The following is a 12,761-nucleotide window of genomic DNA, read 5'->3' as shown; positions in this document are numbered from 1 at the left end:
AACATAGTAATACTTTGCTTATAATTTATAAACCCACTATTTAAAGCCATCCTTTTTGTTTAGCTATACGCGCAGCATCTATACGGTTAGTGGCGTTTAGCTTAGCAATAGCGTCTGATAAATAATTACGTGTAGTACCTTCGCTTATAAATAACTGCTTGGCTATGTCGCTTGTTTTAAGGCCGTCGCTTGCAAGTTTAAGTGCTTTGCGTTCTTTATCGGTAAGTGGATCTGCGTCGTCCAATGCATTAATAGCAAGCTCTGGGTCTATCACTTTTTGCCCCTGCATTACTTTTTTAAGCGCATTTATTAGCTCTTCACTGGGTGCTTCTTTTAAAATAAAACCTTTAACACCTGCCGTAAGCGCTCGCCTAATATAACCCGCACGAGAAAATGTGGTCATAATAACCATTTTTATAGCGGGGAACTTAGCGGCTATTTTTTCACTCAGCTCTATACCATTCATGGTTGGCATTTCTATATCGGTTAAAATTATATCGGGATGTAAATCACTATCAAGCGCCTCAATTGCATTAAGTGCATCTTGCCCATTACTTGCTTGCCCAATAATCTCAATATTAAAATCGAGACTTAATAGTGCTGCGATTGCGTCGCGAACAAGCGCTTGATCTTCCACTAAATAAACTTTAATCATTGTAAATCCTTATCTGTGATTGGTAGCATTACATTTAAAGTAAAAGTATCACCACACGTAAACTTAGCACTGCCCTTTAATTGCTCTGCTCGCTCTGTAATGCCATTTAGACCATTACCTGCTTTTAATGTATTGCATGGCGCGTAATCAATCACTGTAATGAGAAGCAGCTGCACTGTTTGATCTATATTTATTGCGCAATTCTTTGTGCTGCTATGGCGTAATAAATTAGTCACAGCCTCTTTAATTATTAACCCAGCGAACCCTTCAACCTTAGCGGGTAAAGTACTTAAATTTGCATTAACCTTTACGCTAAAGCCTTGCTCTATTAACCTTTGCTCTAGCTGTGCTATTTGACTGACTAGATTGAGCTGTTTTAAATCACTTACTGCGTTTCTTACATCGCTAAGTAACTGTCTTGCAAGATCTGCCACTTGCGCTATTTCGTTGTTGGCTTGAGCGTAGCGCTCTCCTTGGTTTAATTTATTAGCAAGCTCAGCCTTTAGAGCAATAGATGACAGTGAGTGGCCTAAAATATCGTGCAAGTCGCGAGCTATTCGTTCTCGCTCAGCAATTGCTGCTAATTGCTCTAATTGGTTAGCGCTTTCTTGTTCGCGCTTTTTGTGTAAACGCTCTTTTTGACCTGCTATACCAAAGGCAAATAAAGCCCCACATAATATTAAAGATCCGGCAAAAAAGTACTTAACGTTATGTACATCAGCAGCATATGCAGCCCCTATAACACTTACAATAACCGCTAGTGCTGCAAAAATCCGCTGCTTGTAGCTGTATGATGACCCCGCTATATAAGCAATAAATCCAAATAACGTTGAAGTGCCTGACGTATAAAATGTGGCACTAAAGCACACCAATAACATCACTACAAATAACTTGGTAACATTAGAGTTTTCGCAGTCCATCGCCTTGACGTAAAGCAGTATAAAAACAATGTAAAATGCGAACGTCATAACAATGTTATTTGCGCTTAAGTTAGAAACATTAAAAATGGTGGGCAGTAAATAAAAACCGGTGAAAATTAGCGGTGCATAATCCCAAAACTTTTTCCCTGACGTTTTTTTAGCTGTACTTAATGTGTCCATATTGGAGCCTCTGACTTATTCTTTTTATTTATAGCACTGTTTTTATTAATAAATATAAATAACATAAAAATGCTCATGAGTATAAAGCAATCATTTATTGAAACTGTAAAGCCCAGCCCATCAACAAATTCACTAATAGACAGGCTTATTAAAATTAAAGTATTCATAGCAACCTCCAGTTGAGTACATTAACTATGCCTGTGTAATAAAATAATAAGAGTGTGAAGTGTCATTAACTTTAATGACTTTTGTCATATTGGGAAAATTTCATCTTGTAAAAGTAACCTCAATGATAAGATATTAAAAAAAGGAGATAGCGTTTTAATGCAACCACAACAGCAAAGCCTGATTTACTTACACATAGCCGTTTTACTTTTTGGCGGAACCGCTCTATTTGCCAAGCTTATTGGTTTAAATGCTTTAGATATTACCGTTTATAGAACTGCAATTGCAGGAATGGCTATTTTAGCTATGCTGTATTTTCAAAAAAAACAAATTAAACTAAACAAGCCTAAAGACTACCTTATTGCATTATTTTTAGGGGTTGCGGTGGGTATTCACTGGGTAACCTATTTTGCTGGTATGCAAATGGCCGGTATAACAATTGGGATGCTGGCGTTTTTTAGCTACCCCGTAATGACAGTGTTTTTAGAGCCCTTATTTAATAAAAGCAGGCCAAAAGCAAAAGATATAATAAGTGCGGTGGTAGTTGTTTTAGGTATTTACCTATTAGTCCCAAATGCAAACTTAGGCGACGATGTAACCCTGGGTATAATGACAGGTGTAATATCGGCATTGTTTTTTTCAATCAGAAACATTACTCATAAGCGCTACTTTAGCCAATATGGCGGGCCGCAAACGATGTTTTATCAAACCTTAGTGGCAAGTATTATGTTGTGCGCATTTATTGAAGTGCCTGTGTATGAGGTTAGTGATCACGACCTGATTTTAATTGCTATAGCGGGTATTATTTTTACGGCTACACCTCACTCATTATTTGCAGCAAGTTTAAAGCATTTATCAGCGGCAACTGCGGGGTTAATTTCTTGCTTGCAACCACTTTATGGCACCATACTGGCTATAGTAGTAATTCATGAACGTCCTACTGTTATGACGTTAGTTGGTGGAGCACTTATTGTTAGTGCCGCTTGTTTTGAAACGTGGTCAATCACTAAAAAGGCTCGAAAATGAAAGTATTTGCACACCGTGGTGCCAGTGGGAATTTTCCTGAAAACACCGAAAGCGCTATTTTAGAAGCGTTAAAAGTAGGTGTCGATGGTATTGAAGTAGATATTCAAAGTTCCTTAGATGATTACATGGTAATACACGACTCATGGCTCGATAGAACCACCAGCGGTAAAGGTAGGGTGAGTAACTTTACTGCACATGAACTTTCTAAACTTGATGCTGGAAATGGCGAAAAAATTCCCACTCTTCAGCAGTTGTTTGATTGGAATAATAATAAATCTTTATTGAATATTGAGCTTAAGCATACTTTTGAACTGGAGAGGTTTGTGGCTCAACTTGAGAGAAACATTGAAGCTAACAAAATATCGAAAGCGAATATTTTAGTATCATCGTTTGATCATCATCAACTACAGTGGCTTAAAAGCAAGCTACCATGGCTTAAAATAGGCGCTCTTACTTCTTCTATTCCAATTAACTATGCAAAGTTTGCAAGTGATTTAAACGCTTATAGCGTACATGCAGATAAAACCTTTATAAATAAGGCTTTTGCCGATGATGCAAAAAAAAGAGGCTTAAAGATTTATGCTTATACGGTCGATAGAGAACAAGATATAGCGCTAATGATTGAGTACGGCATAGACGGAATTTTTACAAATTACCCAGCGCGAACCAAAGCTTACTTGTTATCGTTACAAAAAAGCTAATTTACACCTCCCTAACCAAAATAAGAATCGTAGGGCTTAAGCATAATGAGTAGTTTTATGAAAATTTATAACTATATAGAGCAAACATTCTTTTTTACGTTAACGCGTAAAATAGTCGGTAATTTAAGTTTTGTATTATTGTTCCAAGCAATTACGTTATTTTGGCTGCATCAGAGCTTAAGCGAACAACAGCAAAGTACAGGGCTATTTTGGCTGCTTACGCTTGTTATTATATCTGGTTTTATATTTACTCTTTTTTATATGCGTTTTTTAATTGTTCGCCCTGTTACTGCTATGCGCGATACTTTAATAAAAATAAATCAGCAAGATGCAGATTTAGCAGCAAAACTTCCTCACTTTTCGTATGACGAATTTAAAGATTTAAGTACACAATATAATATATTTACTGCCCATTTAAGTGAGTTACTCAGCACAACATATAACAGTGCTCAAGCTAGTGCACACAGTAATATACAAGTCACTGAATCGATGAAAAATACTGAGCAATCAAGCGAGCAACAAATACAGTTAAGCCACAGTATTATTAATGCCAGTATGCAAATAACCCAAAGCTTACAAAACATAGTAAATAATACAGATAGCGTGCATAACGTTAATAATGAACACCTTAACTTTGTAAAACTATCTGCATCAGAGCTCGCTGCTTTAGTAAAGCAGGTTAAACTTATTACTAATATGCTAGGTAGCTTTTCAAATACAATTGCGGGACTGAAAGAGAACAGTGAAAACATTCGTAGTATTTTAAAAATGGTTGAAGAGTTTTCTGATCAAACTAACTTATTAGCCCTTAATGCCGCAATAGAAGCAGCTAGAGCCGGTGATGCTGGTAGAGGGTTTGCCGTTGTTGCAGACGAAGTACGTACGCTTTCAATAAAAGTGAGTGGCGCAACTAGGCAAATAAGCGACTTTATTACTCAAATGAATGATTTAGTAAACGAGACGAATAAAGAATCAGAGCAATTAATGACCCACTCCAATAACGCACAAAGCTCAATTAATGCCACTTGTGATGGTTTTACTAAAATGCTGAGTGAATTTGAGCACAACCAACAACAGTTACAACAAATAGCTAACGCGGTGCATATGCTTGAAGATACTCAAACCGATACTCACCAATCGGTAGAACAAATTGTAGCGCTAGGTGAGCAAGCTAAACAGCAAATAGATACGGCATTAGCCGATAGCGAGCAATCTCAACAGTTAAGCTTACAGACCCAACAACAGTTAAAGCGCTTCGTGCGCTAAGAAGCGTTTTCGGGCTCAGAGAAATATGGTAAATTACGCAGCTATTAATTTAAGTGTGTGAAGTGTGTGAGCAACCCTACCCCAGACTATGAAAAATTAGCCCTACAAATAAAAACCTGGGGGCAAGAGCTTGGTTTTAGCGAAGTAGGTATTACTGATATTGACCTATCTAAGCACGAAGCCCAATTGCAACGCTGGCTTGATGCTGGCTACCACGGCTCGATGGATTATATGGCTGCTCACGGCATGAAACGCGCTCGCCCTGCTGAATTAGTACCTGGTACACAGCGTGTTATATCCGTAAAAATGAATTATCTCCCTCCCGATGCTGGCTTTGCAAAAACCTTAAAAAATAAAGAAAAAGCATACATAAGTCGTTATGCACTGGGTCGTGATTACCATAAATTAATGCGTAATCGTTTAAAAAAACTTGGCCAAAAAATAGAGCAAGAAATTGGCGAATATGGCTTTAGGCCCTTTGTAGATTCAGCCCCGGTACTTGAGCGTCAACTTGCCGAAAAAGCCGGTTTAGGGTGGCGCGGTAAGCATTCGTTATTAATTAATCAAGAAGCAGGATCATGGTTTTTTTTAGGCGAGCTATTTATTGATTTACCCCTACCAATAGATGCAGAGAACACGTTTGAAGGCTGCGGAAAATGTGTTGCTTGTATTACTCTTTGCCCAACAGGTGCAATTGTAGAGCCTTACGTTGTTGATGCACGTAAATGCATATCGTACTTAACGATAGAACACCAAGGCCCCATACCCGAACAATACCGAACTTTATTAGGCAACCGTATCTATGGTTGTGATGATTGCCAGTTGGTATGCCCTTGGAATCGTTATGGACAAATAACGGATGAAAATGACTTTCATCCCCGTACTCAATTAAAAAATAAAGATTTACTTGAGCTATTTGCTTGGGATGAGCCTACATTTTTAAAAAATACCGAAGGCAGCCCTATTCGCCGCATAGGTCACGAACGTTGGTTACGTAATATAGCGGTCGGTTTAGGTAATGCAGAGTTTAGCCCGGCTATTATTCATGCTTTACAAGATAAAAGCCAAATATCCAGCGAGCTTGTTTTAGAACATATTGAATGGGCGCTTGCTCAACAAAACGATAAACAACGATTACAAATTCGTAAAACGGCTAGGTTAATCAGAATCGTAGAAAAAGGCTTACCCAGAGATGCATAATGCAGTTGGAGTAAGCCTTAAAGTAACATTATTTAATTAATTATATTTAGCTCTTTAAAAGCAATGACAGGTCTTGCTCAATTTCAGCAAAAGCTGCTTTTACCTTTTTAACAGACTCCTCTCTGGCCACTGAGTTTTGGATAGTTTCATCTACTTTTTTATAAATAAACACCTCCTGATCTTCATCTAATCCCATTGATGGGATACGTTCTTCGAGCTCTTCTTGTAACTGTTTAAACACTTTTTCGTTGTTTTGACGGTTGTCATTCAATAAGCTAATTAAGCCATGAAACTTACTGTGAACTGTACTTGCTACGGCATTAAGTTTTGCTTGTTGTGATTCAAGCATTTTCTTAGTCATGATGGCGCGTAGCTGCTGCTCGGTAACACTGACAATAAAACATACGTGGTCGCGTATACGCCCGTGCTTATCTGGATCGTGATCAGGCATATTTAAAATAAGTAAGCTAATCAATTCATAGTTAACTAAAATTCGATGCGAAAATTCATGTAAACGCCCTTTGTTTTTAAGCATTTCAAATAGCTCCACCACAATAGGTGAACACACGCCACTTAATGCAAAGTGACTAATTTCATCGTTCTCTCTAAACTCAACATTACTTTGCAAATCAAAAGATTGTAGGCAATCTATAAGCGCTTTACCTAGCTCTTGAGGGTCGTTAATAAAGCCTATGTTTTCAACGTAGTTAACTATTTGCCCCATTTCACTGCTGTTAGCCATGGCATTAAATGCAGTTGATGTAGCATCTTCAACTTGCTTTTCAAGGCTTTGTTTTTCAACAAGTACTTGGTTTAAATTTTTAAGCTTTGACTTAAGTTCATCATGGCCAAAGGGTTTTACAATATAGTCTTCTGCACCAACCGAGTAGCCTTCCATGCGCTCTTCAACTGTGCCACGAGCAGACACAAACATAACAATAATGTGTGCTGTATTTGGGTTTGCTTTAAGTGCCTTACATACTTCATAGCCGTTCATTTGCGGCATACTTACGTCGAGCAATATAACCTGAGGCATATAGCCCTCAACCATGTTTAAACACTCAGGACCATTCGTTGCTACTTGTAATTCAAAATCAAGATCCTCTAAAATTTCCTCAATAATTTCAAGGTTAAAGGGTTCGTCATCAACGGCAAGTATTTTAGTTAAGGCCATAATTTATCATCCATTCAAATTCTCAAAAAGTTACTTGGCTTGCCAAAAAACAATTAATTACTGTGTTGTATTAATTGATCTTCAGCCAAATGATCATCTAGATTTATTTCTAATGGCACCTGTATAGATATAGTTGCACCACCATTTTCGTTGTTACGTGCAGTGATCTCACCTTGATGTAAAGACACAAACTCTCTACACAATGCAAGGCCCAATCCGGTACCACCGGCACCGCTATTTGTTTTGCTGCTTTGTACAAACTTAGTAAAAATATGTTCCAGCTCATCTTCTGGTATACCGACCCCACTAGCGGTAACCTCTATGGTAGCAAATCGACTATCTGACTCTAAATTTATCTGTATTTTACTTTTTGGTTCACTAAATTTGAGTGCATTACCTAATACGTTTCGAAGTAACTGGTTTATTTGCTCTTCATCACACTGCGAAATTACAGGTAGCGGCTGCGCGGTGAATACAACCTCAATTTCTTTTTCCATTGCCGTACCAGATACATCATCAATACTTGTTTTTATAATGTTCGCTAAATTATATGGACGAGGATTAAATGGAAACTTACCCACATCTAGCTTAGATAGGTCGAGTAAATTATTTAGTAACGACAGTAAACGCTCACCACTACTCTCTATTCGCGATAGGTATTTAATTAGTTTCTCTTTTGCAAAATCTCCAGTTTCTAATTTGCTTAAACCAAAACGTGAAAAACTTAAAATCGAATGCATTGGTGTGCGAAGTTCATGCGACATATTTGCTAAAAATTCTGATTTACTTAAATTTGCAGCTTCAGCAATATTTTTTGCATGTTCAAGCTGTGAAGTACGCGCTCTTACTTGCTCTTCAAGGATATCTTTTGCTTCAAGTAGTAAATCTTCTTTTTGCTTAAGGTGGGTTACATTTTTAAATATTACGGCAAGTGCTATTTCTCCGTGATGATCTATCTCATTAAAAGATCCCACTAGCGGTATATAGCCCCCAGCTGTTTTAGATAAACGTAAGTCGCAACTAAATTGGCGATTACTATTTAATGTCGATATTTTATTTTTAATACCTAATGTTGAATCATCATCTAAAAAGCTAAATACTGATTTACCTTCTAGTTCGTTAAACGGTAAGTTAAATAGTTTTAAACAAGCATCATTAGCTTCTATCACTCTACCGCATTTCTCAAACAACATAATTGCATCGGGCGTATGCTTATAAATAACCTGAAGTAGGCTGTCTTTTTCAATCAGGGCATCAACTGTATCTTGTAGCCTTTCGACAAGTTCTGCGTTATGGCGTTTTAATAGCTCTGTTTGCCACAGTTTATGTATTGATTGTAATAATGAGCTGTCGTTCAATGGCTTAATAAGTACGTCTTCTACACCTTGACGAATAGCTTCAATCATTGAAACTTGATCGGGACGTGAGGTAAATAATAAGCAACGGCAATGTGGTTGCATTATTTTTAAGTTTGAAAAAATTTCTAAACCGGTTCCGTCATCTAAAACAAAATCACTTATTAGTATATCGATTTGCTTTTCTTTCGTAATTTCTAAAGCTTCTGCAGAGGTGGTTGCTGTATGGGTCTCGATATGAGCACCGATCAAGCTGTTTTTCATTTTTTCGAGGCGCTCAGGAACATGATCGACGAGTAAAATAGTGGGTAACTGCAAAATATGATTAGAGCCTAATTCTAGTAGGCTCTCTAAAAGAGAAGTAATTTCTTTATTAGAAAAAAACGGGTAGATCACGGTTGCGTCAGGCGCAACATGATTTAGCTCACTAAACGCAGTTAGTTGCTCACCACTTTGTGCTTTTGGAGCAAGCAGCATAAAACGCTCTTGCGCTACTTGGCTAACAAGCGGTTTTATAGAATCAACAGGCACACCATGGGCAACAACAACTAAGTCGTAGTCGCCTATATTGGTATACATGTCTAACATGCTGAAATGAATTAATTCGACTTCACATCCTATTAATTCTAAAAGCACTTTCACACGCATTGCGATGACACTGCTACTATCAACAATTAATATTTTTCGAATCATCAAGCTACACTTCAAATTAATAAACTTAATATGTTAATAGCGTAGACTATTTTTATTTAATTGGCATAAACCCTTCGTCTTATTTTGTAAAAAAATATTACAACATTATGAAAAATAATTTATTCCAGATGTTTTCCAAAAATAGTAAGGCTATACGCCTTATCATCCATTATGGCAACGCTTGGCAACTCACCCCATATTGCAAAATCAAAATGCTTAAACAATTTAACACTCGGTAAGTTATGACTAAAAATAAAGCCGAGTAATACTTTAATATTTAATTTCTTAGCTTGTGTTTGAGCAAATATCATTAGTTTTTTACCAAGCCCTTTACCTTGCGCTTTACTGGTAATGTAAATGCTCATTTCTACTGTGCCGTCGTAAGCTGGGCGCCCATAAAACGATTTATAACTTACCCAAGCAAGTACTTGATTATTTTCGCAGTAAACGTAAATAGGCCTTTTATCGTTGTGGCTATTAAACCAGTCACGCTTTTCGTCAACGCTCACTTCTTGCGTATCTGCAGTTACCATTCGCCCTGCAATAGTTTCGTTGTAAATGGCTACAATTTCATTAAGATCATTAATAGTTGCTAAACGGATTGTCATAGGTCATTAGAGGGTTGATCAATTTGTTCCATATTAGCGTATGATTATCCAATCAAACAATCGTAAAGTTTAGGTAATGTAATGCTTAAAATAATTATAATAGGTTTAACGGCTTTACTTATTAATGCTCCCCTTCAAGCTCAAACACCATCAACCATAAATAAAACCTCTACACAGGACTGCCAAGATTTTACCAATGTAGATATACGAAAGCTTCGCTCAAAAGAATCTATTAACTTGTGCCAATTTAAAAATAAACCTTTGTTAATAGTAAACACGGCAAGTAATTGTGGTTTTACATATCAATTTAAAGGCCTTGAAGCGCTATATCAACAATACAAAGAGCAAGGTTTAGTCGTATTAGGGTTCCCCTCTGATGACTTTTTTCAAGAAGAAGACAATGAAAAAGAAACAGCGAAAGTATGCTTTGTAAATTATGGTGTAACTTTTCCCATGTTTGCCACCAGCAAAGTTCGTGGTAGCGAAGCAAATCCAATTTTTAAATATTTGAATGAGCAAACTAGCTCTCCAAATTGGAACTTTTATAAATACTTAGTGTCTGCTGATCGTAAAACAGTTTTACGGTTTAACAGCAAAGTGGCACCTAATTCAGAGCAAATGATTACTGCAATTGAAACTGCGTTTTCTGATAAATAAGTTTATACTGGTACAATTAGTTGAAACTAACTAGAATGATATTTCAATTCGGTTAAAAAAACACCACACTATACTCGGGAGATTTTATGACAGTAGCAAGCGCACGACATATACTTGTAGACAGTGAAGCACAATGCTTAGACTTAAAAACAAAAATTGAGCAAGGCGAAGACTTTGCTGAACTAGCAAAAGCACATTCTAATTGTCCTTCAGGTCAGGATGGCGGTGCTCTTGGTGAGTTTGGCCCTGGTATGATGGTTCCAGAGTTTGATAAAGTTGTGTTTTCTGCGCCAATTAATCAAGTACAAGGCCCTGTGCAAACTCAATTTGGTTATCATTTACTTGAAGTTACTAGCCGTTCAGAATAAATTTAACTGTACTGTAAGTAACATTTGATAAAAGCCGCTTATGCGGCTTTTTTATGGAGTAATTATGCAATTAATTGGTTCTGTACCTTCACCTTACGTGCGCCGCATTAGAATTTGGGCACAACAAAACAGCTGCAAACTAGAGCTTGTAAGTCTCGATATATTCTCTGAGCAAGATCGCCCTACTATGGCCAGTAAAAATCCAGCTCGAAAAATCCCAATACTGGTAGATGGCGACTTAACTCTTAGTGACTCTAATTCTATATTGCGTTATTTACTTGAAAAAACAGGTCAGCCAAAACTAACGTGGCCTCAAGAGCACTTACTTACGACTATAAATGCTTGTAACGATTCGTTAGTAGAAATGGTGTTATGTAAACGTTCTGGATTTGACACCAAAAGCGATAAATTATTTTTTAATCTGCAAAACGAACGTATTGAACAAACATTAAGCTTTTTAAATACCCATTTAAGCGATGAAGAATTTAAAAGCTGTGAATACCTCAACATCAGTTTATACTGCCTGCTTGATTGGATTTGCTTTCGCGAATTAGCTGACTTTAGTCAGCATTCAGCGCTTGTTGCTTTTCATAAGCAATATGACGAGCGCCAAGCAGCAATAGACACCAATCCTCGTCACTAATTTAAAAGGGTAAACACATGAGCGATATCGAAATTGAATCACAACTAGTTAACTTCGTAGAAAAAGTACGTGTTAGCGAAGTAATTTGGGCACTTGGTGCAGAAGATAATGGCTTTGTAGTGTGCGATTCTAACCAATTTGACGAAACTGACGTACTACTGCTTTGGGAAAGTGAAGCAGCAGCTAAAGCACAGTGTAAAGAAGAGTGGAAAGATTACAGCCCAGTAGAAATCAACCTTGATGAATTTTTAGATGCATGGGTTGAAGACTTAAATGAAGATAACGCACTTGTTGGTATCAATTGGAATGACGACCAAGTATGTGCAGAAATTGAACCTACAGGTTTAGCTCGCGCATTGAGTGAATAATACTTTATACGCTTTACTCTAAAAGCGGATAAAACCCGACTAGCATCTACTGCTAGTTGGGTATAAAATAAAACACATCATTATTTTCAAGGTATTACGTTGAAAACCCATCTTGGTCGCCGGCCCTTTTCAGCCATGGAACTGCACACTCTTTATAATGGATATATATACGGTGATTTTAAAGTTGCACGAGAGCAACCAAAACACTGGCATTTTTGGCTCCCTTTAATTGCATATTATAGTGGTGCTTATAGCGATGAGATTGGTTATTTAACGCTTGATGATCTGTCCCTTGAAAAAAACGTCTTATGCTTTAATTTTCATACCCACGGTAAAATAAAACCTCGCTTAGTTCCTGTACATCAAGCACTTATAAATGCTGGATTTAATGAATATATAACGTTCATCAAATCGCAAAACCAACACCGATTAATGTTCGACTTACCGGCTAAAACTGGCAGGTACAGTGAAAAAGTCCGCATTTGGTTTTCAGGCGAAGGTGAGCGAGCCGGTTATCTGCAAAAATGTGATATACCAAACGTAGATCAACTCGGTATGAAAACAGCAATAAGCAGTCTTCGTCTTAACTTTGAGCAACAAGTGCGTATATACGCCCTACAAGCTAACTCTAAAGACGCCTTTAATTACTTGATGGGTTTTAACGAGTATCCACACGATGTGTTTAGCGATACCCACTTATTAAATACCGTTGTCCAACAAATACGTATTATTAACTCACACCTGCATTGGCAGCGTTTTATAACGCGCGAAAGCCACTGACA

At 37.3% G+C, this 12,761-nt stretch carries 14 protein-coding genes; 9 read left to right on the top strand and 5 right to left on the bottom strand.

Features of this window, described 5'->3' with window-relative positions:
* Nucleotides 1-40: 40 nt before the first annotated feature.
* Both CXF89_RS17350 and CXF89_RS17345 read right to left on the bottom strand, forming a co-directional pair.
* Nucleotides 41-655: a response regulator transcription factor gene (locus tag CXF89_RS17350; RefSeq protein ID WP_121955314.1), complete on the bottom strand. Its 615-nt coding sequence runs from the start codon at nt 653-655 to the stop codon at nt 41-43.
* Nucleotides 652-1,755, bottom strand: coding sequence for a sensor histidine kinase (locus CXF89_RS17345; protein WP_121955313.1), 1,104 nt, complete (start codon nt 1,753-1,755; stop codon nt 652-654). Before CXF89_RS17345 ends, CXF89_RS17350 begins: the two co-directional genes overlap by 4 nt.
* Nucleotides 1,756-2,079: 324 nt before the next feature.
* Here CXF89_RS17345 and CXF89_RS17335 point away from each other — a divergent pair, with 324 nt between their 5' ends.
* The 4 genes from CXF89_RS17335 (at nt 2,080) to queG (ending at nt 6,113) form a co-directional block, all read left to right on the top strand.
* Entirely contained in the window at nt 2,080-2,946 is an 867-nt protein-coding gene (locus CXF89_RS17335; RefSeq protein ID WP_121955312.1) for a DMT family transporter, read from the top strand.
* Nucleotides 2,943-3,647 carry a glycerophosphodiester phosphodiesterase gene (locus tag CXF89_RS17330; protein ID WP_121955311.1) on the top strand — a complete coding sequence of 235 codons (705 nt, stop codon included), beginning with the start codon at nt 2,943-2,945 and terminating at the stop codon, nt 3,645-3,647. The genes CXF89_RS17335 and CXF89_RS17330 overlap by 4 nt, the downstream gene beginning before the upstream one ends.
* Nucleotides 3,648-3,692: 45 nt before the next feature.
* Complete coding sequence (locus tag CXF89_RS17325) at nt 3,693-4,913, top strand: methyl-accepting chemotaxis protein (protein WP_121955310.1); 1,221 nt, start codon at nt 3,693-3,695, stop codon at nt 4,911-4,913.
* Between the two features lie 66 nt (nt 4,914-4,979).
* On the top strand, nt 4,980-6,113 hold the full coding sequence (gene queG, locus CXF89_RS17320; RefSeq protein WP_121955309.1) for a tRNA epoxyqueuosine(34) reductase QueG: 1,134 nt from the start codon (nt 4,980-4,982) through the stop codon (nt 6,111-6,113).
* Between the two features lie 46 nt (nt 6,114-6,159).
* Here queG and CXF89_RS17315 read toward each other — a convergent pair whose 3' ends face one another.
* From CXF89_RS17315 to CXF89_RS17305, 3 genes are all read right to left on the bottom strand, one after another.
* On the bottom strand, nt 6,160-7,287 hold the full coding sequence (locus CXF89_RS17315; protein WP_121955308.1) for a response regulator: 1,128 nt from the start codon (nt 7,285-7,287) through the stop codon (nt 6,160-6,162).
* Between the two features lie 53 nt (nt 7,288-7,340).
* Nucleotides 7,341-9,335, bottom strand: coding sequence for a hybrid sensor histidine kinase/response regulator (locus CXF89_RS17310; RefSeq protein ID WP_121955307.1), 1,995 nt, complete (start codon nt 9,333-9,335; stop codon nt 7,341-7,343).
* A gap of 119 nt (nt 9,336-9,454) precedes the next feature.
* On the bottom strand, nt 9,455-9,943 hold the full coding sequence (locus tag CXF89_RS17305) for a GNAT family N-acetyltransferase (protein ID WP_121955306.1): 489 nt from the start codon (nt 9,941-9,943) through the stop codon (nt 9,455-9,457).
* Nucleotides 9,944-10,024: 81 nt separating this feature from the next.
* On the opposite strand from CXF89_RS17305, the gene CXF89_RS17300 reads away from it, so the two are divergent.
* From CXF89_RS17300 to CXF89_RS17280, 5 genes are all read left to right on the top strand, one after another.
* Complete coding sequence (locus tag CXF89_RS17300; RefSeq protein WP_024609133.1) at nt 10,025-10,600, top strand: glutathione peroxidase; 576 nt, start codon at nt 10,025-10,027, stop codon at nt 10,598-10,600.
* Nucleotides 10,601-10,686: 86 nt separating this feature from the next.
* On the top strand, nt 10,687-10,968 hold the full coding sequence (locus CXF89_RS17295) for a peptidylprolyl isomerase (protein ID WP_002958009.1): 282 nt from the start codon (nt 10,687-10,689) through the stop codon (nt 10,966-10,968).
* 64 nt (nt 10,969-11,032) lie between these two features.
* A complete protein-coding gene (locus tag CXF89_RS17290) occupies nt 11,033-11,611 on the top strand; it encodes a glutathione S-transferase family protein (RefSeq protein WP_007579913.1) in 579 nt (192 codons plus the stop codon).
* 17 nt (nt 11,612-11,628) lie between these two features.
* Nucleotides 11,629-11,979 (top strand): DUF2750 domain-containing protein, encoded by a 351-nt coding sequence (locus CXF89_RS17285; protein ID WP_007579911.1) that lies wholly within the window; start codon nt 11,629-11,631, stop codon nt 11,977-11,979.
* A 99-nt stretch (nt 11,980-12,078) separates the two neighbouring features.
* Nucleotides 12,079-12,759: a site-specific integrase gene (locus CXF89_RS17280; RefSeq protein ID WP_024590219.1), complete on the top strand. Its 681-nt coding sequence runs from the start codon at nt 12,079-12,081 to the stop codon at nt 12,757-12,759.
* Nucleotides 12,760-12,761 lie beyond the last annotated feature (2 nt).

Source organism: Pseudoalteromonas sp. MelDa3, assembly GCF_002863625.1.
In the GTDB taxonomy this organism is placed as follows: Bacteria; Pseudomonadota; Gammaproteobacteria; order Enterobacterales; family Alteromonadaceae; genus Pseudoalteromonas; species Pseudoalteromonas arctica.
This window is presented reverse-complemented; position numbering and strand designations above follow the sequence as displayed.